This is a genomic window from Streptomyces sp. NPDC019937 (assembly GCF_040631655.1).
Taxonomy (GTDB): Bacteria; Actinomycetota; Actinomycetes; order Streptomycetales; family Streptomycetaceae; genus Streptomyces.
The window spans coordinates 116,509-140,934 of record NZ_JBEYAL010000010.1 but is presented as its reverse complement, the minus strand read 5'-3'; the positions used below and the strand labels follow the sequence as shown (position 1 = coordinate 140,934).

The 24,426-nt window shown below is 72.6% G+C and carries 22 protein-coding genes; 12 read left to right on the top strand and 10 right to left on the bottom strand.

Translation table 11 applies throughout. From position 1 onward, the window contains the following. Positions 1-34 precede the first annotated feature (34 nt). Positions 35-1,687 carry a GAF domain-containing protein gene (locus tag ABZ562_RS12710; RefSeq protein WP_361477231.1) on the top strand — a complete coding sequence of 551 codons (1,653 nt, stop codon included), beginning with the start codon at positions 35-37 and terminating at the stop codon, positions 1,685-1,687. Between the two features lie 167 nt (positions 1,688-1,854). Continuing rightward, entirely contained in the window at positions 1,855-2,691 is an 837-nt protein-coding gene (locus ABZ562_RS12705; protein ID WP_361477229.1) for a hypothetical protein, read from the top strand. 57 nt (positions 2,692-2,748) lie between these two features. Here ABZ562_RS12705 and ABZ562_RS12700 read toward each other — a convergent pair whose 3' ends face one another. Beyond that, positions 2,749-3,630 carry a Cof-type HAD-IIB family hydrolase gene (locus tag ABZ562_RS12700; protein WP_361477226.1) on the bottom strand — a complete coding sequence of 294 codons (882 nt, stop codon included), beginning with the start codon at positions 3,628-3,630 and terminating at the stop codon, positions 2,749-2,751. 111 nt (positions 3,631-3,741) lie between these two features. Between ABZ562_RS12700 and ABZ562_RS12695 the strand changes: the two genes are divergently transcribed. The 8 genes from ABZ562_RS12695 to ABZ562_RS12660 all read left to right on the top strand — a co-directional run bounded on the left by ABZ562_RS12695 (position 3,742) and on the right by ABZ562_RS12660 (position 10,646). Continuing rightward, a complete protein-coding gene (locus tag ABZ562_RS12695; RefSeq protein ID WP_361477224.1) occupies positions 3,742-4,653 on the top strand; it encodes an LLM class flavin-dependent oxidoreductase in 912 nt (303 codons plus the stop codon). A 120-nt stretch (positions 4,654-4,773) separates the two neighbouring features. Then, positions 4,774-5,682: a zinc metalloprotease HtpX gene (gene htpX / locus ABZ562_RS12690; RefSeq protein ID WP_361477221.1), complete on the top strand. Its 909-nt coding sequence runs from the start codon at positions 4,774-4,776 to the stop codon at positions 5,680-5,682. A 6-nt stretch (positions 5,683-5,688) separates the two neighbouring features. Then, positions 5,689-6,273 (top strand): hypothetical protein, encoded by a 585-nt coding sequence (locus tag ABZ562_RS12685; RefSeq protein ID WP_361477218.1) that lies wholly within the window; start codon positions 5,689-5,691, stop codon positions 6,271-6,273. A 117-nt stretch (positions 6,274-6,390) separates the two neighbouring features. Further along, the gene (locus ABZ562_RS12680; protein WP_361477215.1) at positions 6,391-6,954 is read left to right on the top strand and encodes a hypothetical protein; all 564 of its coding nucleotides are present in this window, start codon (positions 6,391-6,393) and stop codon (positions 6,952-6,954) included. A 96-nt stretch (positions 6,955-7,050) separates the two neighbouring features. Next, positions 7,051-8,094 (top strand): ABC transporter ATP-binding protein, encoded by a 1,044-nt coding sequence (locus tag ABZ562_RS12675; RefSeq protein WP_361477212.1) that lies wholly within the window; start codon positions 7,051-7,053, stop codon positions 8,092-8,094. Beyond that, positions 8,084-8,983: an ABC transporter permease subunit gene (locus ABZ562_RS12670; protein ID WP_361477209.1), complete on the top strand. Its 900-nt coding sequence runs from the start codon at positions 8,084-8,086 to the stop codon at positions 8,981-8,983. Before ABZ562_RS12675 ends, ABZ562_RS12670 begins: the two co-directional genes overlap by 11 nt. Next, a complete protein-coding gene (locus ABZ562_RS12665; RefSeq protein ID WP_055546056.1) occupies positions 8,980-9,906 on the top strand; it encodes an ABC transporter ATP-binding protein in 927 nt (308 codons plus the stop codon). The genes ABZ562_RS12670 and ABZ562_RS12665 overlap by 4 nt, the downstream gene beginning before the upstream one ends. Before the next feature lie 14 nt (positions 9,907-9,920). Then, the gene (locus ABZ562_RS12660; protein ID WP_361477206.1) at positions 9,921-10,646 is read left to right on the top strand and encodes an ABC transporter permease subunit; all 726 of its coding nucleotides are present in this window, start codon (positions 9,921-9,923) and stop codon (positions 10,644-10,646) included. Positions 10,647-10,745: 99 nt separating this feature from the next. Here the strand turns inward: ABZ562_RS12660 and ABZ562_RS12655 are convergent, their stop codons facing one another. From ABZ562_RS12655 to ABZ562_RS12640, 4 genes are all read right to left on the bottom strand, one after another. Then, positions 10,746-12,050, bottom strand: a complete 1,305-nt coding sequence (locus ABZ562_RS12655; RefSeq protein ID WP_361477203.1) for an MFS transporter — start codon at positions 12,048-12,050, stop codon at positions 10,746-10,748. A gap of 45 nt (positions 12,051-12,095) precedes the next feature. After that, positions 12,096-12,806, bottom strand: coding sequence for a FadR/GntR family transcriptional regulator (locus ABZ562_RS12650; RefSeq protein ID WP_361477200.1), 711 nt, complete (start codon positions 12,804-12,806; stop codon positions 12,096-12,098). Between the two features lie 118 nt (positions 12,807-12,924). Further along, positions 12,925-13,683 (bottom strand): hypothetical protein, encoded by a 759-nt coding sequence (locus tag ABZ562_RS12645; RefSeq protein ID WP_361477198.1) that lies wholly within the window; start codon positions 13,681-13,683, stop codon positions 12,925-12,927. A 261-nt stretch (positions 13,684-13,944) separates the two neighbouring features. Beyond that, positions 13,945-15,492 carry an MFS transporter gene (locus tag ABZ562_RS12640; RefSeq protein ID WP_361477195.1) on the bottom strand — a complete coding sequence of 516 codons (1,548 nt, stop codon included), beginning with the start codon at positions 15,490-15,492 and terminating at the stop codon, positions 13,945-13,947. A gap of 134 nt (positions 15,493-15,626) precedes the next feature. Between ABZ562_RS12640 and ABZ562_RS12635 the strand changes: the two genes are divergently transcribed. After that, positions 15,627-16,631 (top strand): Lrp/AsnC family transcriptional regulator, encoded by a 1,005-nt coding sequence (locus tag ABZ562_RS12635; RefSeq protein WP_361477192.1) that lies wholly within the window; start codon positions 15,627-15,629, stop codon positions 16,629-16,631. A 201-nt stretch (positions 16,632-16,832) separates the two neighbouring features. Next, positions 16,833-17,282: a phospholipase gene (locus tag ABZ562_RS12630; RefSeq protein WP_361477189.1), complete on the top strand. Its 450-nt coding sequence runs from the start codon at positions 16,833-16,835 to the stop codon at positions 17,280-17,282. Positions 17,283-17,360: 78 nt separating this feature from the next. On the opposite strand, the gene ABZ562_RS12625 is transcribed toward ABZ562_RS12630, so the two are convergent. The 5 genes from ABZ562_RS12625 to ABZ562_RS12605 form a co-directional block, all read right to left on the bottom strand. Then, a complete protein-coding gene (locus ABZ562_RS12625; RefSeq protein WP_361477186.1) occupies positions 17,361-18,170 on the bottom strand; it encodes an HAD family hydrolase in 810 nt (269 codons plus the stop codon). Beyond that, on the bottom strand, positions 18,167-19,444 hold the full coding sequence (serS, locus tag ABZ562_RS12620; protein ID WP_361477183.1) for a serine--tRNA ligase: 1,278 nt from the start codon (positions 19,442-19,444) through the stop codon (positions 18,167-18,169). Before serS ends, ABZ562_RS12625 begins: the two co-directional genes overlap by 4 nt. Before the next feature lie 556 nt (positions 19,445-20,000). Continuing rightward, complete coding sequence (gene pheA / locus ABZ562_RS12615; RefSeq protein WP_361477180.1) at positions 20,001-20,936, bottom strand: prephenate dehydratase; 936 nt, start codon at positions 20,934-20,936, stop codon at positions 20,001-20,003. A gap of 72 nt (positions 20,937-21,008) precedes the next feature. Beyond that, a complete protein-coding gene (gene efeB / locus ABZ562_RS12610) occupies positions 21,009-22,286 on the bottom strand; it encodes an iron uptake transporter deferrochelatase/peroxidase subunit (protein ID WP_361477177.1) in 1,278 nt (425 codons plus the stop codon). Further along, on the bottom strand, positions 22,283-24,421 hold the full coding sequence (locus tag ABZ562_RS12605) for a copper resistance protein CopC (protein ID WP_361477174.1): 2,139 nt from the start codon (positions 24,419-24,421) through the stop codon (positions 22,283-22,285). Before ABZ562_RS12605 ends, efeB begins: the two co-directional genes overlap by 4 nt. Positions 24,422-24,426 lie beyond the last annotated feature (5 nt).

Here is a 24,426-nt window from a genome sequence, read left to right as displayed (position 1 = left end):
GGCGGATCGGGCGGGGAAAAAATAGGCTCGGACCATGGCGGCCTCGGCACCCTCACCGGACCCCCTGGACATCGCCGCGGAGGCGACGCGTGGGCTCCAGGGGCTGTCCACCGAGCTGACCGCGCGCGTACCGCGGCTGCTGGAGGCGATGCGCTCCATCGGCACCGGCCTGGAGCTGCGCGTGGTCCTCGACCGGATCGCCGAGACCGCGGCCGAGCTGGCGGACGCGCGGTGCGCGGCGATCGGCGTGAACGACGCGGCGGGCCAGGGACTCGCCGACGTCATCACGTACGGGGTGACCGAGGCGGACCGGGCGCGGTGCCGCTCGCTGCTCGCCGGGCGGTCCGCCGGGGCGGGGCTGCTGCCGGCCGATCCGTTGCCGCGGTCCTTCCTCGGGGTGCCGATCCGGGTCGGGGACGAGGTCTTCGGCCATCTGTGCCTCGCCGAGAAGCGGGACGGCGGGGAGTTCAGCGTGCCCGATCTGCACCTGGTCAAGGTGCTGGCGACGGAGGCGGGGATCGCCATCGGCAACGCCCGCTTCCACGAGGCGACCCGGCAGCGGGAGCGGTGGATCGACGGTTCGGTGGCCGTCACCCACTCCCTGCTGTCCGGCGACGCCGAGGACGCCCTGGTGGTGGTGGCGGAGAAGGCGCGTCATCTGGCCGGTTCGGCGGCGGGCATCGTGCTGGTGCCGGAGGAGGGCGGTGGGCTGGAGGTCGTGGCGGTGGACGCCGCGGATCCGCCGCGGGGGACCGCGCTGCTCGGCACGGTCGTCCCGGCCCGGTCCCCGGCCGTGCCGCGGCTGCTGGCCGGGGAGCCGGTGTTCATCGACGACCCGGCCGCCGAACCCCGCCCGGTCGCCGGTGTCCTGGGCCGCTACGGGCCGAACATGATGCTGCCGCTGAGCGGCGGCGACCGGGTGCTGGGCGTGCTCGCGACCCCGCGCGACCCCGGCGCCCGGCCGTTCACCGCCACCGAGCGCAGGCTCGCCCTCCAGTTCGCGGCGCAGGCCGCGGTCGCGCTGGTGCTCGCCGAGGCGCAGCGCGACCGGGAGCGGCTGGCGGTGCTGGAGGAGCGGGACCGGATCGCCCGCGATCTGCACGATCTGGTCATCCAGCGGCTGTTCGCCACGGGGATGCTGCTGGAGAGCGTGCGGCGCCACGCGCAGGCGCCGGAGGTGGGGGAACAGGTCGAGCGGGCCGCCGGAGAACTGGGCGCCACCATCCGGGAGATACGGACGGCGATCTTCGCGCTGCAGCAGGGTCCGGAGAGCGCGCCGTCCGGGGTGCGTACCCGGGTGCTGCGGGAGGTGGGGGCGGCCGCGGTGCCGCTCGGTTTCCAGCCGTCGCTCAGCTTCATCGGCCCGGTCGACACGAGGGTCGGCGAACCGGCCGGGAGCAGTCTCATCGCGGCGCTGCGCGAGGCGCTGTCCAACGCCTTCCGGCATGCCCGGGCGACGCGCATCGAGGTGGTCGTGGACGTGACGGCGCGGCTCGCCGACGGGCGCCCGGCGGTGCGGCTGACGGTCGCGGACGACGGGGTGGGGGTTCCGGCGGGCGGGCGGCGCAGCGGGCTCGCGAACCTGGCCCGGCGGGCGGAGGCGCTGGGCGGGTCGAGCACCTACGGGCCGGGCCTCGGAGCGGAGAGCGGGGGCGGTACGACGGTGGTCTGGCAGGTGCCACTGTAGGGCGTACGTCGCCCGGGCAGCCCAACTCCTCACCTACGCGGTCCAACTATCGGTCCGTCAGAATGCGGGCTTCCGGAAGCGCGGATGGGATGAGCCTCGCGGGCCGCTCGGTCCTCCGTATCCCTTCACACTCCGCGACAGCTCCTTGCGGGGAAGGAAGTCATCACGTGAACAGCCAGAGTCCCACTCCTCAGCGCTCCCGGACGCGCCGCCGGGTCTTCTTCGCCTCCGTCGCGACCGCGGCGGCCGTTTCCAGTCAGCTGCTGACCATGGCGCCCGCCCAGGCGGACGACACCGCGATGACCGGCGGAGGCTACCCCAGGCCGCCGAAGCCGCCGACCATCATTCACGGGGTGCAGGAGTTCACCGCGGACGGCACCTTCACGCCGCCTCCGGGGGTCACCTCGGTGCACATCCAGGCATGGGGCGCGGGCGGCGGCGGTGGCGGCGGTGGTGGCGCCAGCAGCGCCGCCGCGGGTGGCACCGGCGGTGGCGGCGGGGCCGGCGGTTTCACCTGGTGCGTCATCCCGGTCACGGCGTTCGCCACCTACACGGTTGACCTGGGTACCGGCGGTACCGCCGGCCCCGGTGGTGCCGGCGGTACCGCGACCGGCACCACGGGTACGGCCGGTGGTAACGGCGGCGCGACGAGCCTGGCCTCCCTCAGCGGTACCCAGCTCATCGCCGGCGGCGGTCTCGGTGGCGGCGCCGGCGGTGGGGCGACCGGTGCGACCGCGGGTACGCCGGGCGCCGGGGGCGCCGGGGGCACCGGTGCCTGCAACAGCATCTACGCGGTCAACCGGACCGGTGAGAGCGGTGAGTCCGGCGTCGACGGCGGCGAGGGCGGCGACGCGGTCGACGGCATCGTGGGGCTTCCCCTGACGAACACCGGCGCGGGCGGCAACGGCGGCGCCGGCGGCGATGCCAGCGGCGGCACCACCCCGGGCACCGCGGGCGACAACGGCACCACGGGCGGCAACGGGTACGCCGTCATCTTCTGGTAAACCGGCCCCGGCCGGACACCCGCCCCCGGCCTCGGCGGCCGGGGGCGGTGCCGGTTCTCACCGGGACAGGATCCGCTCGATGACGGCGGCGACGCCGTCCTCGGTGTTGGCGCCGGTGCGGTGCGTGGTCGCGGCGAGCACCTCCGGGTGGGCGTTGGCCATCGCGTACGAGGTGCCCGCCCAGGTCAGCATCTCCAGGTCGTTGGGCATGTCGCCGAACGCCACGACCTCCTCCGCGGCGATGCCGCGCTCGGCGCAGCACATGGCCAGGGTGGAGGCCTTGCTGACGCCCGGGCCGCTGACCTCCAGCAGGGCGGAGGGGCTGGAGCGGGTGAAGTCGCCGTGGTCGCCCGCGACGGTGCGGGCGAGCCGGAGGAAGGCGTCGGGGGCCAGCTCCTTGTGGTGCGCGAGCAGCTTGAGGACCGGGGTGTCGGCGTGCTGGAAGCCGTCGTCGAGCAGCTTCTCGGCGGGGGCGATGATCGCGCCGGGGTCGAGGTGGAAGGGCGGGTACTCCGGCTCGTAGAAGATGCCGCCGCTGCGCTCGACCGCGAAGGACGTGCCGGGGGCGGCCCGGCGCAGCGTCTCCACGACGGCCAGCGCCCGGTCGGCGGCCAGCGGGCGGACCTCGACCAGCAGCCCGCCCTGGTGCAGGTCGACCACGGCGGCGCCGTTCGCGCAGATCGCCAGGCCGTGCCCGTGCACATGGGCGCTGACCACGTCCATCCAGCGGGACGGGCGGCCGGTGACGAAGAACACCTCGATGCCCGCCCGCTCGGCCGCGTCGAGCGCCGCGATGGTGCGGTCGGAGACCGTCTTGTCGTCCCGCAGCAGCGTGCCGTCGAGGTCGGTGGCGATCAGCCGGGGCCGGGGCGGGGCGGAGGAGGAACGGCCGGGGGCCGGGTTCTCGGGCTGCTCGATCGCTGGAGTCACGGCAACCATCCTCCCGCATGGGCCGCTCATGGGTGCGGGAAGGGCGCTCGACCGTGCTCCGCGGCCCTTCCGGGGCCGGGCCGTGCGCCGCTGTCACCGGCACCGCTTAGGCTCGACGTCATGCGAGTGAGCACCGTGATCCTGCCCGTCCACCGCTGGGCCGACGGCGGCAGGGAGCTATGGCGGCGCGCCGAGGAGCTGGGTTTCCACGCGGCGTACACCTACGACCACCTGTCCTGGCGCAGCTTCCGCGACGGGCCCTGGTTCGGGGCGGTGCCGACGCTGACGGCGGCCGCCGCGGCGACCTCCCGGCTGCGGCTGGGCACGCTGGTCACCTCCCCCAACTTCCGGCACCCGGTGACGCTCGCCAAGGAGCTGATCTCGCTGGACGACATCTCCGGCGGGCGCGTCACGCTCGGCATCGGCGCGGGCGGTTCCGGCTTCGACGCGACGGCGCTGCTGCGCGGCGCGGAGGAGGCGTGGACGCCGCGGGAGCGGGCGGACCGGTTCGGCGAGTTCGTCGAGCTGCTCGACCGGCTGCTGACGCACGACGTGGTGAGCCACGAGGGCGAGTACTACAGCGCGCGCGAGGTCCGCAACATCCCCGGCTGCGCGCAGCGGCCCCGGCTGCCGTTCGCGGTCGCGGCCACCGGCCCGCGCGGGATGCGGCTGGCGGCGCGGTACGGGCAGGCGTGGGTGACCACGGGCGACCCGAAGCTCTTCGAGACGGGCACGCCCGCCGATTCGCTGGCCGCCATCGGCCGCCAGATCGAGCGGCTCGGCAAGGCGTGCGCCGAGACCGGGCGGGACGCGGACGAGCCGCACAAGATCCTGCTCACCGGCTTCACCCCGGACGGGACCCGTCCGCTCAGCTCGGTGGATGCCTTCGTCGACTTCGCGGGCGAGCACGCGCGGCTGGGCATCGACGAGATCGTGCTGCACTGGCCGATCGCCGACTCGGTCTTCGCGGCCGACCCCGGGGTCTTCGAGAAGATCGCCACCGAGGGCGCGGAGCGGGTCGCCGCCCTCTGAGCCGGGTTCCGGCGGGTATGCCGGGAATTCCGTGGGTGCCGCAAATGCGGCGAAGGCCGGAATGAGGAGCAGAATCGGGTGTAGAGGCTCCCCGCTGCCGCAGTGACCGTGGAGGCACCCATGCCGCATACCCGCTATGCCCCCGACCGCGGGCTGACCACCCGCATGGTCATGACCATGTTCTTCATCGGCCTGCTCTACGTGGTCTTCGTCGGTGTGCTGATCGCGCTGCTGCGCGGTGCCTGGCCGCTGATCCTGCTCATCGCGGGCGGGCTGTTCGTCGCGCAGTTCTGGTTCAGCGACCGGATCGCGGCGTTCAGCATGGGCGCCCGGGAGGTCACCCCGCAGCAGGCGCCCGAGCTGCACGGCGCGGTGGACCGGCTCTGCGCGCTGGCCGACATGCCGAAGCCGCGGGTGGCGATCGCCGACACCGATGTGCCGAACGCGTTCGCGACCGGCCGCAGCCAGAAGAACGCGCTGGTGTGCGCGACGACGGGGCTGCTGCGGCGGCTGGAGCCGGACGAGCTCGAAGGCGTCCTCGCCCATGAGCTGTCCCATGTCGCGCACCGCGATGTGGCGGTCATGACCATCGCCTCGTTCCTCGGCGTGCTGGCGGGCATCATGACCCGGGCCGCCCTGTGGGGCGGGCTGTCCCGCAGCAGCCGCAACAACAACGTAGGTATAGCGGTCCTGCTGATCCCGCTGGTCAGCGCCGTGGTGTACATGATCAGTTTTCTGCTGACCCGGCTGCTGTCCCGCTACCGCGAGCTGTCCGCCGACCGGGCCGGTGCCCTGCTGACCGGCCGCCCCTCGGCACTGGCCGCCGCCCTCACCAAGGTGACCGGGCAGATGGCCCGCATCCCGACCCGCGACCTGCGCAAGGCCGAGCCGTTCAACGCCTTCTTCTTCGCCCCCGCCCTCTCCGGGGAGAGCCTCAGCCGGCTGCTGTCCTCGCACCCGACGCTGGAGCAGCGGATCGGGCAGCTCGGGCGCATCGCCGCCCAGCTGGGCCAGCCGGGGAGGAGCTGAGGGCGCGTGGGACTCCTCGACATCATCCTCGGCCGCAGCAAGCCCGTACGACCCGACCTCGACCAGCTCTTCGGGCTGCCGTCGGCCGCCGTCACCCTGGAGGCGGGGGCCGGGTTCACCCCGACCGGACTCGGGTCGGTCTGCTTCGCGAGCGTCGAGGGCGGCGCCTTCGGCCGACTCCAGCAGGACGTACGGGAGCTGCTGGACGCGGACACCGACCGGGGCGGGGTGCCCGTGGAGTTCAGCCAGGACGGATACGGCTACACCTGGCTGCTGGCCCGGCAGCCGCCGGACGACGTTGCGGCCCTGGTGAACGACCTGCACGCGGTCAACACCCTGCTCCAGGACGGCGGGTTCGGCCCGCAGCTGCTGTGTTCGCTGCTCGGCTTCCGCGAGGCGGCGGGGCGTTCGCTCGCGCTGGTCTACCTGTACAAGCGCGGCACGTTCTATCCGTTCGCCCCGCTGCCGGGCGCCGCCGAGAAGCGGGACAACGCCCTGGAACTCCAGGCCCGGGCGCTGCTGGGGGACGATCTGCGGATCGAGCAGGACCTGAGCCGGTGGTTCCCGGTGTGGGGCGCGCCCGGGCTCTGACGCCCGCGGGGGGTTTTCGCATGGCCGCCGGGGGCACGCGCGGAGTCAACGGGGCCGACGCCGCGGCTCGTCAGGGCCTCGTCGGCGGGACTCACGAGCGACCAACGGGGAGCGGACATGACCTACCTGCGCGGCTTTGCCCCATGGATCGCCTTCGCCTTCGTGTCGATGCTGGGCTGGCAGTGGGGCGCGCTGGCCGGGCTGGTGCTGGGCGGCTGGCTGCTGGTCCAGTACCGCAGGGAGGGCGTGGCCGCGGACGCCCTGATCCTGGAGGCCAGCACGGTGCTGTTCTTCGCGGCGCTGACCGTCTGGGCCTTCGCCCACCCCGACAGCGGTCTGAAGGAGTACGGCGGGGGGCTGTCGATGGGCTGGCTGGCCGTCACCGCCTGGGCGACGCTCGTGGTCGGGCACCCCTTCACCACCGGTATCGCCCGGCGGCAGGCGCCGCGCGAGGTGTGGCACACCGCCGTGTTCCGGCGGATCAACGTGGTGATCTCCTCGGTCTGGGCGGTCGCCTTCACCCTGACCGCCGCGGCGCTGGCCGCCTCGGTGGCCGCCGGTCTGGGCAGCTGGGTGCCGCTGGTGGTGCAGGCCGCCGGGTTCGTCCTGCCGGTCCTGTTCACCGCTCGCTACCCCGAGCGCGCCCGGGCCCGGCTCGCCCCGGACACCGCCCGGGCGTGAAGCCTCAGCACGCCGCCGGAGAGGCACCCCCTCCCCCCTACGGGCGTGTCAGACCCGAGGAGTAGGGAAATCCAGCCGTCTGGGGTGACGTGGACTGTGGCTCACACCACTACCGTCGAACACGTGACTGTGATCGCCACCGAAAGCCTGAGCAAGCGGTTCCCCAGGGTCACCGCGCTCGACCGGCTGTCCGTCGACATCACACCGGGCGTCACGGGCCTGGTGGGTGCCAACGGCGCCGGCAAGTCGACCCTGATCAAGATCCTGCTCGGGCTGTCCCCAGCCAGCGAGGGCCGCGCCGCCGTCCTCGGCCTCGACGTCGCCACCGAGGGCAGCGCCATCCGCGAGAGCGTGGGCTACATGCCCGAGCACGACTGCCTGCCGCCGGACGTGTCGGCGACGGAGTTCGTCGTCCACATGGCGCGCATGTCCGGCCTGCCGCCGTCCGCCGCCCGCGAGCGCACCGCCGACACGCTGCGCCACGTCGGGCTGTACGAGGAGCGATATCGCCCCATCGGCGGCTACTCGACCGGGATGAAGCAGCGCGTCAAGCTCGCCCAGGCGCTGGTGCACGACCCGAAGCTGGTCCTGCTGGACGAGCCGACCAACGGCCTCGACCCGGTCGGCCGCGACGACATGCTCGGCCTGATCCGCCGCATCCACACCGACTTCGGCATCTCGGTCCTGGTCACCTCGCACCTGCTCGGTGAGCTGGAGCGCACCTGCGACCACGTCGTCGTCATCGACGGCGGCAAGCTGCTGCGCTCCAGCTCCACCAGCGACTTCACCCAGGTGACGGCCTCCCTCGCGGTCGAGGTGACCGACACCGACGAGCACCCGGACGGCACCGCCGCGCTGCGCGCCGCCCTGGACCGGGCCGGGCTCACCGCCTCGCCCGCGCTCCGCGGCGCGGACGGGGCGCCGGCCTCCGACCACCTGCTGCTCGTGGACGTCGCGGGCGAGGAGACGTACGACACGGTCCGGGACGCCATCGCCGGTCTCGGCCTCGGCCTGATCCGCATGGAGCAGCGCCGCCACCGCATCGCCGAGATCTTCAGCTCCGAAGACGCCGACAGCGGCAGCGAGGGCGTCGCGAACGGGACCAGCAAGGGAAACGGAGGTGCCGTCGATGCCGTCTGAGACCGTGCCCCAGCAGCGTGCCGACGTCATTCACAACATCGGCTACCGCCACTACGACGGCCCCCGGCTCGGCCGCGCCTACGCCCGCCGCTCGCTCTTCGCGCAGACCCTGCGCGGCGCCTACGGCCTCGGCCGCTCCGGGAAGTCCAAGGTCGCGCCGATGCTGCTGTTCGCCGTCATGTGCGTGCCCGCGGCGATCATCGTCTCGGTCGCCATCGCCACCGACCTCAAGAAGCTCCCGGTCGAGTACACCCGCTACGCGATCATGCTCCAGGCGGTCATCGGCCTGTACATCGCCGCCCAGGCGCCGCAGGCCGTCTCCCGCGATCTGCGGTTCAAGACGATCCCGCTCTACTTCTCGCGCCCGATCGAGACGGTGGACTACGTGGTGGCCAAGTTCGGCGCCATGGCCTCCGCCCTCTTCCTGCTCACCGCCTCGCCCCTGGTGATCCTGTACGCCGGGGCCCTGCTCGCCAAGCTCGACTTCGCCGACCAGACGAAGGGCTTCGCGCAAGGACTGGTCTCCGTGGGTCTGCTCTCGCTCCTCTTCGCCGGCATCAGCCTGGTCATCGCCGCGGCCACCCCGCGGCGCGGCTTCGGCGTCGCCGCCGTCATCGCCGTGCTGACCATCTCCTACGGCGCGGTGTCCACCGTCCAGGCCATCGCCTTCGCCCAGGACGCCACCGGCCCGGTGCGCTGGCTCGGACTGTTCTCGCCGATCACGATCATCGACGGGGTGCAGACGGCGTTCCTCGGCGCCGGCTCCTCCTTTCCCGGCGGCTTCGGCCCGGGTACCGGGCCCGGCGCCGTCTACGTCCTCGTCCTCCTCGGCCTGATCGCAGGCTCGTTCGGGCTGCTGCTGCGCCGCTACCGAAAGGTCGGGCTGTGACCACGATCGCCATCGACAACGTCTCGCGCTGGTTCGGGAACGTCGTGGCCGTCAACGACGTGACCATGACGATCGGCCCCGGGGTCACCGGGCTCCTCGGCCCCAACGGCGCGGGGAAGTCCACCCTCATCAACATGATGGGCGGCTTCCTGGCCCCCTCCACCGGCAGCGTCACCCTCGACGGCGCCGCGATCTGGCGCAACGAGCAGGCCTACCGCCACATCGGCATCGTCCCCGAGCGCGAGGGGATGTACGACTTCCTCACCGGCCGCGAGTTCGTCATCGCCAACGCCGAGCTGCACGGACTGCCCGACCCCCGCGCCGCCGCCCGCAAGGCGCTCGACACCGTCGAGATGGACTACGCGGGGGCGCGCAAGATCTCCACGTACAGCAAGGGCATGCGCCAGCGCGTGAAGATGGCCTCCGCCCTGGTCCACGAGCCGTCGGTGCTGCTCCTCGACGAGCCGTTCAACGGCATGGACCCGCGCCAGCGGATGCAGCTGATGGAGCTGCTGCGGCGGATGGGCGCGGAGGGCCGCACCGTGCTGTTCTCCTCGCACATCCTGGAGGAGGTCGAGCAACTGGCCTCGCACATCGAGGTGATCGTCGCGGGACGGCACGCCGCCTCCGGCGACTTCCGCAAGATCCGCCGGTTGATGACGGACCGTCCGCACCGCTATCTCGTACGGTCCAGCGACGACCGCGCGCTCGCCGCCGCCCTCATCGCCGACCCGTCGACCGCCGGAATCCAGGTGGACGCGAGCGACGGCGCCGACGGCGGACTCCACATCCAGGCCGTCGACTTCACACGCTTCACCGAACTGCTGCCCCGCGTCGCCCGTGAACAGGGCATCAGGCTCCTCACGGTCTCGCCCTCCGACGAGTCCCTGGAGAGCGTGTTCTCCTACCTCGTCGCGGCCTGAAAGGAGCCCCTGCGATGCCCGCGCTCTACCATCCCACCGTCGCCCGGCTCACCTACCGAGCCCTGCTCGGCCGCCGCCGCGCGCTGATCCTCTTCCTGCTGCCCGCACTGCTGGTGGCCATCTCGCTCGCCGTACGGCTGCTGACCGGAGTCGACGACTCCACCGCCAACTCCGTCCTGGGCGGCTTCGCGATCGCCACCATGGTCCCGCTGATCGGCGTGATCGCCGGGACCGGGGCGATCGGACCGGAGATCGACGACGGCTCGGTCATCTATCTGCTGGCCAAGCCGGTGAAGCGGCCCACGATCATCGTCACCAAGCTGATCGTCGCGATCGGCGTCACGGTCGCCTTCTCGGCCCTGCCCACCCTGCTGGCGGGCTTCATCCTCAACGGCAACGGACACAACCTGGCGGTCGGCTACGCCGTGGCCGCCGCCGTGGCGTCCGTCGCCTACAGCGCGATCTTCCTGCTGCTGGGCACGATCACCCGGCACGCGGTCGTCTTCGGCCTGGTCTACGCCCTGGTCTGGGAGGCCTTCTTCGGCAGCCTGGTGGCCGGGGCCAAGACCCTCAGCGTCCAGCAGTGGTCGCTGGCGATCGCCCAGAAGATCACGGACGAGGCGGTCACCTCGGACGTGGGCCTGACGACCGGCGTCATCCTGCTGATCGTCGTGACCGGGGCCGCCACCTGGTACGCGGGGCAGAAGATGCGCTCCCTCACCCTCGCCGGGGAGGAGTGAGCGCGTCACGGTCGTCTGCGGCCGCCGGCGATTGACGAGGCGGCCGGTATCCCCCGGGGCGGCGGTCGTCGTGACGACCGCCGCCCCGCTGTGTCGGCGTCAGGACGCGATCTTGCGGTCGCGCCCCGCGCCCAGCCCCAGCAGGGCCAGCGCCGCGCACACCGCGAGCATCAGCAGGAGCGGCAGCGTCCAGCCGCCGGTGGCCTGGTGCACCGCGCCGAGCGCCAGCGGGCCCGCGGCGGCCAGCAGATACCCCCAGGTCTGCGCCATCCCCGACAGCCGCGCCGAGGTGTGGGCATCCCCGGTCCGCAGCACCATCAAGGTGAGCGCGAGCCCCACCGTGCCGCCCTGCCCCACACCGATCAGCGCCGCCCACGCCCAGGCCCCGGTCACCGGGGCCAGCAGCAGCCCGGTGACCCCGGCCGCCATCATTCCGGCCACCACGACCGCCAGCAGCCGCTGCGAGCGCATCCGCCCGGCCAGCAGCGGCACCACGAACGAACCGGACATCTGCACCAGCGTGCTGAAGGCGAAGACCAGACCGGCGGTGGCCTTGTCCATGCCGTGGTCGGTGAGGATCGTCGGCATCCAGGCGATGGTGACGTACGCCATCAGCGACTGCAGCCCCATGAACAGCGTCACCTGCCAGGCCAGCGGCGAACGGGACAGCGTGCCCTTGTCCCCCTTGCCGTCCCTGTCGCGGACCGGCGTCGCGGCGGCCTGACCGTGCTGCGTACCGCGCCGGGCGAGCACCGCCTGCGGGAGCCACAGCAGCGCCGCGACGGCGGCCAGCAGCGACCAGGAGGCGAGGGAGCCGCGCCACCCGCCGAGCGCGTTCTCCAGCGGGACGGCGGCCGCGGCGGAGGTGGTCGCTCCGGCGATCATCGCGGTCGTGTAGAGGGCGGTCATGGCCGCCGCACGGTCCGGGAAGTCCCGCTTGATCAGGCCCGGCATCAGCACGTTCAGCAGCGCGATCCCGCTGCCGACCAGGGCGCACCCGGCGAACAGCGCGACCAGCGGCGGCGCGACGCGCAGCAGGATCCCGCCGCCCAGCAGCACCAGCGCCGCCAGCAGCACGGTCTCGGTGCCCCAGCGCCGGGCCAGCCGCGGCGCGAGCGGCGAGGCCACCCCCATGAAGATCAGCGGAATCGTGGTGACCAGGCTGCCCGTGGTCGCGCTCAGCCCGAAGTCCCCGCTGATCTCGCCGAGCAGCGGGGAGACCCCGGCGAGCGAGGCGCGCATGTTGAGGGACGCCAGCACGACGCCGACCAGGACGAGCGCCGGGTGGGCGCGCAGCGTGCGCCGGGCGGCGGTCACCTCCGGGGTCGGCCGCAGATCCGTCTCGGCGTCGACGAGCAGCGGCTCGGCCTCGGCCTCGGGGGCGGGGGTGTGCGGGCGTGACAAGGACAGCTCCGTTCCGTGGTGGTGGTGGGGGTGGTGAAGTGAAATTCAGTCGTTGGCGAGCAGCGTCTCGACGGCGCGCTTCGGCGTCTCCAGCAGGGCCCGCGCCGCGTCCTCGGCAGCCGTCGGGTCGCCCGACGCGATGGTGTCGATGAGGGCGTGGTGGTCGCCGGGCACGATGCGCGGCATCTCGCGGTCGCCGAGCGACGCCACCAGCGCATCGCGCACCGAGCTGCTGAACCAGCCGTACGTGGCGCTCAGCGCGGCGTTGTGCGCGGCGTCGACCACGGCGGTGTGGAACGCGACGTCATGCGCCGCGTACAGCTCATGGCTGCCGGACTCCGGCTGCCCCTCGGCGTCCTCGAAGGCCGCCTGCGAGGCCAGCGCCGCGCGCATCCGCGCCAGATCGCCGGGCTGATGCCGGAGCGCGGCGAGCCGGGCGCCCTCCGCCTCCAGCGCGATGCGCAGCTCCAGCACGTCCCGGATCCCGGCGCGCCGTACGTCCCGCATGACCTCGGCCGGGTCGGTGGTGGACATCACGAAGGTGCCCTCGCCCTGCCTGGACTGGAGCATTCCGGCGTGCACGAGGACGCGAACCGCCTCCCGGACCGTGTTCCGGCCGACTTGGAGCTGCTCGGCGAGCGCGTGCTCGGTCGGGACGCGATCGCCGACCCGCCACTCGCCCTCGGCGAGCTGTGCGCGCAACTGCTCCACGACGGTGTCGACGAGCGACTGCCGCCCGGCGGCACGCAAGGCCATGTCCTGTAGCTCCATCCTCGATTCAACCGGTTGCCCAGTCATCCTACAACCTAGATGGCTATGCCACCTACCGTGCCCGGTGGGCCGGACGAGCACCGGCCCACCGAGCAGGCGGTGCCTACCGCCGACGCCGCCCCTTGCCCCGGACCGCACGCCCGGGCTCCACCGCGACCTTGAGCCGGGCGACATCCCGGCGGACTTCCTTCATGTCCTCGCCGAGGTCGCAGAGCCGCTCGCTCATGGCGCAGATCACCCGGCCGTGCGCGTCGAGCCGCTGGTCCATGCCGTCCAGCCGGGCCGACATCCTGGCCAGCCACGGGGTCAGCTCCCGCAGCGCCGAACCGACATCGGCCAGCCGCGATTCGACGGCGTCGAGGCGGTTACCGATCGGCCCCTCCAGCAGCCGCTCGGTCAGGATCTGTTCGAGCGGAAGCCGCCCGGCGCCGGACTCTTGCCCTGACCGGGCCTGCGCCTCGACGTCGAGCAGATACATCCGTACCCGCCTGGCGATATCGCTGTCACGTAGCAGCATGGCGATGTTGAGCACCGCGCGACGGGGGTAGAGGGTGAGGTGAGCGCGCCCCTGTGGATAACTCGAATCTGAAAGGTCCAAGTTGGACCTTTCAAAGACTTGCAGGTCAGGGCCCCGGAGTGTGTGCATCCCGTTGCTTTGGAACTCTTCCCGATGTCGCTTGGCCAGGCTCTTGATGGCTTCTTCCCCAACCTCGAAGTACGCCGCGACGATGCGTGTGGTGACGTGTACCCCGTCGGGGAGCATGGCGAGGATCTTGACCTTGTCGAGGACGTCGGTCCGTTCGATCACGCTGTCGCGCAGCGCGCGCGACTCCAGCAGTGCGGTCTCGGGTGGCGTAGGCATAGGTGTGCCTTCCGGTGTGGATACGGGTGGTGTCGTGCCCCACTAGCCAGGGACCAATGGCCGCCCGTATCCAGGGACCAGGAGCGGAGGCTGCCATACCTCTTTCAGACCCAACCGCCGTGCCATCCGGCGATCCGTCGCCCGTCCGAAGCTCGAACTCGCGTTGCCTCCGCGCATAACGCGCATCTAGAACAACGATGCGACTGCAGCAGGGTTACGCTATTCCGCCGTGTTGACGCGCGCGTCCGGATGGGTGAGCGCTCACGCCGCCACCGGCTCCGTCGGGGACGGTTCGGCCCGTGGCCCGGCGGGGGCCGGGGGCCTGGGGCGGCCGCGGACGACGGCGAGGACGAGGAGGCCCGCCGCCAGGGCCGTGATGCCCGAGATCACGCAGATCCGGTCGAGGCCGGCGGCGAACGACTCGTGGACCAGCGAGCGCGCCGCGGCCGCGTGGTGCGGCGGGGCGGCGGTGATGACGGCGTCGGCGTGACCGCCGCTGATCGCGTCGGCCGCCCGGCCGGAGGCCCGGGGCGGGACGGTGCCGCTGTCGGTGACCACGTCCCGTACCCGCGACGAGAAGACCGTGCCCAGGACCGCGATGCCGAGCGCGTATCCCAGCTGGCGGAAGGTGTTCACCGCGCCGCTGGCCATGCCCGCCCGCTCGGGCGGGGCGGCGCCGAGGGCCGCCGACACCAGAACCGGCATGGCGAGACCGATGCCGAGACCCGCGAGCGCCAGGCCGGGGGCGAAGGCCGTCCAGTCCGACGTGGCGTCCACCAGCGTGGCGTTGACGAGCGCACCCGCCCCTACGAGCAACAGTCCGCCGCCGAGCGTGCGCCCCGGCGCGACCTTCTCCAGCAGGCGCCCGCCCATCGCTCCGACGAGCAGCGAGACGCCCGCCATCGGGGTCACCGCGAGCCCCGCCCGTACCGGGCTCATGCCGAGTACGGACTGCAGCCACAGCCCGGCGTAGGTGAGGTACGGGAAGGCCGCCGCCTGGAGCAGCAGGGCCGCGGCCATCAGTACCGCGAAGGACGGGCGGCGCAGAAGCCGCAGGTCGAGCAGGGGCTGCCGGGCCCCGCGCTCCACCGCGACGAAGACGATCAGCGCGAGCGCGGCACCGGCCAGGGCGACGACCGCCCCGGTGTCGGACCAGCCCTCCTCGCCGCCCCGCATCAGCCCGTACGTCAGCGCACCGGCGCACGCGGTGAAGAAGGCGGCGCCCGGCCAGTCGATGCGCGCCCCCGGCGCCCCGCGCGATTCGCCGACCGTACGGACCGTGATCCACACCGCGATCGCCGTCAGCGGCAGGTTGACCAGGAAGATGGCCCGCCAGCCGACGTACTCGGTGAGCACCCCGCCCAGTACCGGGCCGACCGCTGCGGCCGCCCCGCTCGTACCGCCCCACACCCCGAAGGCGATGCCGCGGGCACGTCCGGTGTAGGTGGCCATCAGCAGCGGTGTGTTGGTGGCGAACATGGCCGCCGCCCCGGCGCCCTGGACCGCGCGGGCGGCGATCAGCACCCCGGCGTCGGGGGCGAGCCCGCAGATCAGCGAGGAGAGGGCGAAGACGGCGAGGCCGAGCAGATACAGCCGCCGCCGTCCGAAGAGGTCGGCCGCCGAACCGGCCACCATGAGCAGCGCGGCGAGCGCCAGCGCGTAGATGTCCATCACCCACTGCAGGGAGGCGAAGGACGCGTCGAGTCCGTGCGCCACCTGGGGCAGCGCGGTGTTCACGATGGTCACGTCTATCAGCAGCATGAAGTTGCCGAGTGTGATGGCGGCCAGTGGCCACCATGTGCTGCGCATGGGGAGTCTCCGAGAGGTAGCCGGGGCCGGCCCGTCGCCGTGGCCCCACGGCCCTCACCGTCGCCAAGGTGCCGGTTCCACCTCCAGCCGGCCCGGGCCTGGTGGCGTTATCCGACACGGGCTAGCTTTGAGCGGTGAAATCCGACGCGTACGACGACCTGGACCGGGCGCTGGTGCACGCCCTCCAGCTCGACGGCCGGGCCCCCTTCAGCCGCATCGCCGAGGTGCTGGGCGTCTCCGACCAGACCGTGGCGCGCCGCTACACCCGGCTGCGGACGACGGGGGCGATCCGGGTGCTGGGCCTGACCGACCCGATGGCGGTCGGCGAGGTGGCGTGGATGGTGCGGGTGCAGTGCCTGCCGGACGCCGCGGTGCCGGTCGCCGAGGCGCTGGCCCGCCGCACCGACACCTCCTGGGTGCATGTGCTGTCGGACGGTACCGAGGTCGTCGCGACGACGCGGGCGGCGTCCGGCCAGGACAGCGACGCGCTGCTGCTGCGCAAACTGCCCCATACGCCCCGGGTGACGGGGGTGAGCGCGCACTGTGTCCTGCACCAGTTCTTCGGCGGTGCGCAGGGTTTGGTCAACAAGTCCGGTGCGCTGAGCCCCGGGCAGGCGGCACGGCTCGCCGCCCCGGGGGCGGACCACCGCGGGGGTTCCGCCGGGCCCCTGACCGACGGGGACCGGAAGCTGCTGGCGGTCCTGGCGCGCGACGGGCGGGCGCCGCTGGCCGAACTCGCCGGCGCCACCGGCTGGTCGCAGTCGACGGTGCGCCGCCGGCTCGCCGCGCTGCGCGCCGACGGCACGCTGTACTTCGACGTCGATCAGCGTCAGCGCATCTTCGGGTACGACATCACGGCCGTGTTGTGGCTGTCGGTGCCGCCCTCCGACCTGGCCGCCACGGGCCAGGCGCTCGCGGACCACCCCGAGGTCGCGTTCGCGTGCGCGACCACCGGGCCCAGCAACCTGATGGCCACCGTGGTGTGCGAGGGCGTCTCCGCGCTGTACACCTATCTGACGACGCGGATCGCCGCGCTGCCCGCGGTACGGCACATGGAGACCTCGCCGATCATCCGCAGGATCAAGGGGCCGGGGCCGTTGCCCCCCACGCCGCGCGACCCGTCGCGCCTTCCTTCCTGAACGGACCGTCTTCACGGTCCACTTGGAGGAACCTCCGAACCTCCGCTGGTCGAACTCTGTTCATCCATACGCCTGTCTAGATCTTGACGCTTGTCAGGAACCTGCCGAACTCTGGTTGTGCGCCACCTCACACCGTTCCGCAACCCGCCACCCACGCGGGTGGTTTGAGCTGCCGTCAGCAACCAACGGAGGGAACCCGAAATGCGTCGTCTCGCCACGAGTCTTGCCGCCACCGCGGTCACCGCGGCCGCCACCGTCGCCCTGGCCGCCCCCGCCGAGGCCGTCCCCGCCGACAAGGCGCAGGTGCTCGCCGGCTGGACCCAGACCAGTGCCGCCAGCTACAACACCTGGCTCGCGGCCCGCGGCAACCAGGGCGCGTGGGCCGCGTACGCGTTCGACTGGTCCACCGACTACTGCAGCAGCTCGCCCGACAACCCCTTCGGCTTCCCCTTCCAGACCTCGTGCGCCCGCCACGACTTCGGGTACCGCAACCACAAGGCGCTCGGCATCTTCGACGCCAACAAGGCCCGTCTCGACAGCGCCTTCTACGAGGACCTCAAGCGGGTGTGCACCGCCTACACCGGTGCGAAGAAGACCGCCTGCGACGGTACCGCGTGGACCTACTACCAGGCCGTGAAGAACCTCGGCTGAGCCGCGGAACCCGCAGGAGAAATGACGACGGGCGGCCCGCCAGGGGCCGCCCGTCGTCACGCGTCATCCGCCGAAGGCTCAGCCGAAGAGGCGCTCCAGCACCACGGCGATGCCGTCCTCGTCATGGGAGGCGGTGATCTCGTCGGCGACGGCCTTCAGGTCGTCGTGCGCGCCTGCCATCGCCACCCCGTGCTTCGCCCAGCCGAACATCGGGATGTCGTTGGGCATGTCGCCGAACGCGATGGTGTCCGCGGCCGTCACCTTCAGCCTGCGGGCGGCCAGCGAGAGGCCCGTGGCCTTGGTCAGCCCCAGCGGCAGCAGCTCCACCAGACCCGCGCCCGCCATCGTCACCCCGACCAGGCCCCCGGCGGCGATCCGCGCGGCGTCCGCGAGCGCGTCGTCGCCCAGCTCGGCGTGCTGGATGTAGAGCTTGCTGATGGGCGCGGACCACACCTCGTCCGGGTCGCTGAAGGAGCTGACCGGCATCTCCCCGTGCCCGACCCGGTACCCCGGGCCGAACAGCACCTCGCCGTCGAGCCCGTCGCGGGCCGCCGCCAGCAGCAGCGGGCCGGTCTCCGCCTCGATCTTCTCCAGCGCCAGCATGGCCACCTGGCGGTCCAGCGTGACGGAGGTCAGCAGCCGGTGCTCGCCCGCGTGGTAGAGCTGCGCGCCCTGGCCGCACACCGCGAGCCCGTCGTAGCCGAGGTCGTCCAGTATGTGCCGGGCCACCGGGACGGTGCGCCCGGTGACGACGATGTGGGCGGCCCCGGCCGCGGTGGCCGTGGCGAGCGCGGCGCGGGTACGGGCCGAGACGGTGTGGTCGGAACGCAGCAGGGTCCCGTCCAGATCCGTCGCGACCAGGCGATACGGAAGGGTGCCGGCGCTCACCGGGCGACCGGCGCCAGAACCTCGCGCCCGCCCAGGAACGGCCGCAGCACCTCGGGCACCCGCACCGAACCGTCGGCCTGCTGGTGGTTCTCCAGGATCGCGACGATGGTCCGGGTGACCGCGCACAGCGTGCCGTTCAGCGTCGCCAGCGGACGCACCTTCTTGCCCTCGCGCATCCGGATCGACAGCCGCCGCGACTGGAACTCGGTGGTGTTGGACGTCGAGGTCAGCTCGCGGTACTTCCCCTGGGTCGGGATCCACGCCTCGCAGTCGAACTTCCGCGTCGCGGACGAGCCCAGGTCACCCGAGGCCAGGTCGACCACACGGAACGGCAGCTCCAGCGAGGTCAGCCACTGCTTCTCCCACTCCAGCAGCCGCTGGTGCTCGGCCTCGGCCTCCTCCGGCGTCGTGTAGACGAACATCTCGACCTTGTCGAACTGGTGCACCCGGAAGATGCCCCGGGTGTCCTTGCCGTACGACCCGGCCTCACGGCGGAAGCAGGAGGAGAAGCCCGCGTAGCGCCGCGGCAGCTGCTCCGCCTCCAGGATCTCGTCCATGTGGTACGCGGCCAGCGGCACCTCGGAGGTGCCGACCAGGTAGAGGTCGTCCTTGTCCAGGTGGTAGACGTCCTCCGCGGCCTGGCCCAGGAAGCCGGTGCCCTCCATGGCCTTCGGCTTGACCAGCGCCGGGGTGAGCACCGGGGTGAAGCCCGCGGCGGTGGCCTGCGCCATCGCCGCGTTGACCAGCGCGAGCTCCAGCAGCGCGCCGACGCCGGTGAGGTAGTAGAAGCGCGATCCGGAGACCTTGGCGCCGCGCTCGGTGTCGATCGCGCCGAGCAGCTCGCCCAGCTCCAGGTGGTCCTTGGGGGTGATGCCCTCGGCCGCGAAGTCGCGCGGGGTGCCGACCGTCTCCAGGACGGTGAAGTCGTCCTCGCCGCCCACGGGGACGTCCGGGTGGACCAGATTGCCCAGTTGGCGCAGCAGGGTCTGGGTCTCCTCGGCCGCCGCGTCCTGCTCGGCGTCGGCCGCCTTGACCGCGGCGGACAGCTCACCGGCCTTCTTCAGCAGCTCGGCCTTCTCGTCCCCGGAGGCCTTGGGGATGAGCTTGCCGAGCGCCTTCTGTTCGGCGCGCAGCTCGTCGAAGCGGACGCTGGAGGACCTGCGCCGCTCGTCGGCTGACAGGAGCGCGTCGACGATGTCGACGTCTTCTCCACGGGCGCGCTGGGAGGCGCGCACACGGTCGGGGTCCTCACGGAGCAGGCGAAGGTCAATCACCCCCCCAGGTTACCGGTGTGACCTCAGGGGCTCGACGCGATATTCCGGTGTGCCCCCTTTTGCCCCCATTTAGGGCTGTGGGAAAACCTGGGAATTCCTGTGTGGATCGACGTCAAGCAATGCGCGCGGATTCCCTGAAAAGGGGCAAAGAGATGACTGTCTTCCCCTGTGTGCGGGGCGAGTTGGCGTTTCGTTGTCCACAGGGCTGTTGGGATACCCACGGGTTATCCACAGCCTGTGTGTGAGATCTGTGGATGTCGCGGTGATCGTTTAGTCCGCCGAGTGCTCGGCGATGGATTCCCCTACCGAACCGCGTTCACACACTCTTTTAGAGAGGAATCCCTCACTCCAAAGAGCGGATCGATGGAATTGCGGTGACAGATGCGTAATGTCCGGTGATGTAAGCCGACGAGGCGACTGTGGCGATGTGTCGACATCGCCGGATTGGCGTTGTCGACTTGTCCCCAGGGCGGAGTCGAGCCTGTGGATAACTTTTCCACGGTGACGACCCGGGCCCGGCGTTGACCGGACCGGGGCGCATCGTTTCCGGCCGGGATCAGCCCCGCCCGTCCTGGCAGCGGGCCAGCCACTCCGCCGCCTCCGCGAACGCCTCGTCCGAGGTGCCGTGGCGCAGCGGAGCCAGGTCCGCCGCCTCCACCCCCGCACGCGGGTACGAGCCCAGGAAGCGCACCTTCGGGCAGATCCGCCGCAGCCCCATCAGGGCCGACCCCACCCGCCGGTCCGTGATGTGCCCCTCACAGTCCACCGAGAAGCAGTAGCGGCCCATGCCCTCGCCGGTCGGGCGCGACTCGATCCGCATCATGTTGACGCCGCGCGCCGAGAACTCCTGCAGCAGCTCCAGCAGCGCGCCCGGGTGGTCGTCGCCCAGCCAGATCACCACGGACGTCTTGTCCGCGCCGGTCCGGGCCGCGGGCCGGGCCGGGCGGCCGGCCAGCACGAAGCGGGTCATCGCGTTCTGCGCGTCGTGGATGTCGGTGACCAGCGGCTCCAGGCCGTACTTCGGCCCCGCGAACGCGCCCGCGAACGCCGCGTCGTAGCGCCCCTCCTGCACCAGCCGCGCGCCGTCCGCGTTCGACGCCGCCGACTCCCACAGGGCGTCCGGCAGGTTCGCCGCGAGCCAGTTGCGGACCTGCGGCTGGGACACCGGGTGCCCGGTCACGGTCTTGACGTCCGAGATCGTGGTGTCCGGCCGGGCCAGCAACGCGAAGCTGATCGGCAGCAGCACCTCCCGGTAGATCATCAGCGGTTCGCCGGTGGCCAGCTCGTCGAGGGTCGCGGTGACCCCGCCCTCGACCGAGTTCTCGATGGGGACCAGGGCCGCCGCCGCCGTGCCGCCGCGCACGGCGTCCAGCGCCGCGGGCACCGAGACCATCGGGACCAGCTCGCGCGTGGCCGCCTCCGGCAAGGACCGCAGCGCGGCCTCGGTGAAGGTGCCCTCGGGGCCGAGGTAGGCATAGTGGCTGGCCGACATCACGGTGGCTCCCTGTGATCGTATGAGAGCCGCCACGATACCCAGTGGCGGCCGGGGGAGTTCGTCCCTCGCTCACCCTTCCAAGAGTGCCTGACCCACGTACCCGTCCGGGGCGCAGCCGCCCGGCACCGCGAAGAGCGCGCTGGCCTCGTGCCGCAGGAACCGGGACAGGTCGTCCCCGAGGTCCAGCTTCCGCTGCACCGGTACGAACCCCTTCATCGGATCCGCCTGCCAGGCGATGAACAGCAGCCCCGCGTCCGGCGCCCCGTCGTCACGGAAGCCGTCGTGGTACGAGAACGGGCGGCGCAGCATCGCCGCGCCCTGGTTCGACTCGGGCGCCGCGACCCGTACGTGGGCGGCGCCGCCGATGGCCAGCGCCCCGTCCGCGTTCATCTTGTCGAGCCGCACCGGGGTCGTCTCGGTGCCGCCGGACAGCGGCGCCCCGTCCGACTTGCGGCGGCCGATGACCTTCTCCTGCCGCTCCAGGGAGAGGTTGTCCCAGGAGTCGAGCAGCATCCGGATGCGGCGCACCACGGCGTACGAGCCGCCCGCCATCCAGGCCGGGTCTCCATCGCCGGGGACGAAGATCCGCCGGTCGAAGTCCGGCTCGTGCGGCTTGGGGTTGTTCGTGCCGTCGACCTGGCCCATCAGATTGCGCACGGTCATGGGGTGGCCGGTGGCCCCGGGGGCGCGGTTGAAGCCGTTCATCTGCCAGCGCAGCCGGGCCGTGCCCCCGGCCTCCCGCTGCAGCGCGCGCAGCGCGTGGAAGGCGACGAGCCCGTCGTCGGCGCCGATCTGGATCCACAGGTCGCCGTTGCTGCGCTTCGCGTCGAGCGCGTCCGAGGCGAAGTCGGGGAGCGGAGCGAGAGCCTCCGGGAGCCGGTCCTCCAGCCCGGCCTTGCCGAAGAAGGAGCGGCCGAAGCCGAAGGTGACGGTGAGGGACGACGGTCCGGCGTCGAGCGCGATGCCCGTGTCGTCCGGCGGCGTCCTGCCCTCGGCCAGCTCGCGTGCCGTCCTCGACCAGCGGCGCAGCAGCGCGGCGGCCTGCCGGCGGTTCGCACCGGGCGCCAGGTCGAAGGCGACGAGATGGCCGTGGGCCTGCAGCGGGGTGGTGATCCCCGCCTGGTGTTCGCCGTTGAAGGGGACGGCCGTCCGGCCGACCGAGCTGAGCGGCCGGGGCGTGTCCCGCGTCGCCTCCGCGGCGTACGCGCCGGCCGCCCCGCCGACGACGAGCCCGGCCGCGCTCGCGGCGCCGGCCGTGCCCAGCAGACGGCGCCGGGACACCCCGGGCGGGGGCGCCTGCTGGTCCTGGGTGGTTTCGGGGGCATTCGGGGCCTGCTGAGTGCTCATTGTGCGATCTTCACGTTCCTGGTCTCCGTCACCTGGTCGATGTCGGAGGTACGTACGGTGAGGGAGAGGAGCCACTTCCCGGGCATGGGGAGCTGCACGCCCTGGGCGCTCCAGTGCCCGGTGGACCGGTGCTCGAGGGGGATCGACAGCGGGCCGAGGCCCTTCTGCTTCAGGGTCAGGGAGACCTTCACCTCCGGCACGTCGATCGGGCGGTCGGCGAAGTCGCTGATGAAGACGTTGAGCGCGTTGTCGCCGGGCAGCGCCGGGTCGAGCATGACGATGGCCTTGCCGCGGCCGCTCTTGGGACCGGTGTTGTACGGGATCTCCACGCTCACCGGGTCGACGTTCAGCCCTCCGGGGTCCACGGCGGCCGCCGCCGCGGGCTTCCCGGTCTCCGCCCGGCCCGGCTGGGTGCCGCTCAGCACGGTGGTCACCGCGAGCAGCACGGCGGCCACGACGGTCTCGGCGATCACCGAGCGGCGCAGCCCGCTGCGCTGCGGGTCGGCGTCGCGCTCCCGCCGGGCGGCGGTCTTGTCCTTGGCGGCCCGCTGACGGGCGAGCTGGGCGGTGCGTACGGGATCGTCGTCGGCCCCGGAGCCCCCGTCGGAGCCCCCGTCCGAGCCCTCGCCGGAGTCCCCACCGGAGCCCTCCCCGGCGTCCTCGCCGGAGTCGTCTCCGGACCCGGCCCCGGCGGCGCCGGTACGGACCGGCTGCCCGGCCTTCACCACCGCCTTGGCCTCGCTCCGGGCCCCCGCCTCCGCCGTCACCCGGCCCTTCTCCACGCTCCCGGCCTCGTCTTCCGCTTCAGCGGGGACGCCCGCGGAGACGCCCGCGGAGACGTCGGCGGAGGCCGTGGCATCCGACAGACGGGCGGTCCAGCGGCGCGAGACGGCGGCGATGCCGACGAGCACCGCCACCAGGCCCACCTTCACCAGCAGCACCCGCCCGTAGTCGGTGCCGGTCAGCGCCTTCCAGGAGCCGACCTGCCGCCACGACTGGTACAGCCCGGTGAGGACCAGGGCGATGACGGAGCCGAAGGCGAGCCGGGAGAAGCGGGCCACGGCCGCCCGCTCGATCGGCACGCCCGCGCGCAGCGTCACCGCGAGCGAGGCCAGACCGCCCACCCACACTCCGACCGCGACCAGGTGGATCACGTCGACCGGCATGGCCAGCTGCCGCTGGATGCCGACCGAGGCGTGCTCGGCCATCGCCCAGGTCGAGGCGAGGCCCACCGCGACGACGACACCGCCGAAGCCGAGCCCGAAGGCGAGGTCCTGACGGCGCTTGGCGTCTTCCTCCGCCGCCTCGGTGTGGCGGGTGTACGAGCCGAAGAGCACGGCGAGGAAGACCGCCGCCACGCCGAGCAGCAGCAGCCGGGACAGCAGCGCCGCGCCCGGCTTGGTGTCGAGGGCGTCGCCGAGCCCGCCGAGGTCGAGGACCTTGCCGATCCCCTCGGAGTCGGCGTACGGCGCGCGCAGCAGCAACAGCAGCACGGTGGACCCGAAGAGCGTCGCCCAGCCGCCGACCGCGATCTTCCGGACCGGGCGGGAGGACCGGCACAGCCCGGCGAACACACAAGCGCCGACCAGCGCCGCGAAGCCGCCGTAGGCCACGTACCGCCCGATGCCGTACAGCGTCGTGACCGTGCTGTCGCCGCTCCCGCCCGTCGGCGCCGCGACCGAGGTCTTGGACGGGGCGCCGATGGAGAAGGTGAACGCGCCGCTGACCGGGTGGCTGTCCTCCGAGACCGCCTTCCACGCCACCGTGTAGGTGCCGTCGGGCAGCCCGGAGCGCAGCGCGATCGCCGCGGTCGAGGACTTGCCGCCCGTGTGTGCCGCCTTCCCGGCGTCCACGCGCTTGCCCTTGGGGTCGAGGACACGCAGCGCGTCCCGGCCGAGCAGCACGCCCTCCGAGAAGGTGAGCGTGACATCCGACGGCGCGGACTTCACCACCGCGCCCTCGCCGGGGCTGGTGGAGGTGAGCGCGGCGTGCGCGGACGCGGGCCCGGCGCCGAAGCTCAGCGCGCACAGCAGCGCTGCGAGCAGGGCGCCGAGGACCGACAGCAGCCGCCGGGCGGTGACGGAGGTCCGGGCATCGCTTCGGGGCCGGGCGGTCGGGGAGGTCAGCGAGGGCATCGGCT

Bases quoted from the DNA above. Each gene is read 5' to 3' on its own strand.
- ABZ562_RS12710 (WP_361477231.1), top strand. From the start codon at position 35: ATGGCGGCCTCGGCACCCTCACCGGACCCCCTGGACATCGCCGCGGAG.
- ABZ562_RS12700 (WP_361477226.1), bottom strand. From the start codon at position 3,630: ATGGTTGCCGTGACTCCAGCGATCGAGCAGCCCGAGAACCCGGCCCCC.
- ABZ562_RS12695 (WP_361477224.1), top strand. From the start codon at position 3,742: ATGCGAGTGAGCACCGTGATCCTGCCCGTCCACCGCTGGGCCGACGGC.
- htpX (WP_361477221.1), top strand. From the start codon at position 4,774: ATGCCGCATACCCGCTATGCCCCCGACCGCGGGCTGACCACCCGCATG.
- ABZ562_RS12680 (WP_361477215.1), top strand. From the start codon at position 6,391: ATGACCTACCTGCGCGGCTTTGCCCCATGGATCGCCTTCGCCTTCGTG.
- ABZ562_RS12670 (WP_361477209.1), top strand. From the start codon at position 8,084: ATGCCGTCTGAGACCGTGCCCCAGCAGCGTGCCGACGTCATTCACAAC.
- ABZ562_RS12660 (WP_361477206.1), top strand. From the start codon at position 9,921: ATGCCCGCGCTCTACCATCCCACCGTCGCCCGGCTCACCTACCGAGCC.
- ABZ562_RS12650 (WP_361477200.1), bottom strand. From the start codon at position 12,806: ATGGCCTTGCGTGCCGCCGGGCGGCAGTCGCTCGTCGACACCGTCGTG.
- ABZ562_RS12645 (WP_361477198.1), bottom strand. From the start codon at position 13,683: ATGCCTACGCCACCCGAGACCGCACTGCTGGAGTCGCGCGCGCTGCGC.
- ABZ562_RS12640 (WP_361477195.1), bottom strand. From the start codon at position 15,492: ATGCGCAGCACATGGTGGCCACTGGCCGCCATCACACTCGGCAACTTC.
- ABZ562_RS12630 (WP_361477189.1), top strand. From the start codon at position 16,833: ATGCGTCGTCTCGCCACGAGTCTTGCCGCCACCGCGGTCACCGCGGCC.
- pheA (WP_361477180.1), bottom strand. From the start codon at position 20,936: ATGTCGGCCAGCCACTATGCCTACCTCGGCCCCGAGGGCACCTTCACC.
- efeB (WP_361477177.1), bottom strand. From the start codon at position 22,286: ATGAGCACTCAGCAGGCCCCGAATGCCCCCGAAACCACCCAGGACCAG.
- ABZ562_RS12605 (WP_361477174.1), bottom strand. From the start codon at position 24,421: ATGCCCTCGCTGACCTCCCCGACCGCCCGGCCCCGAAGCGATGCCCGG.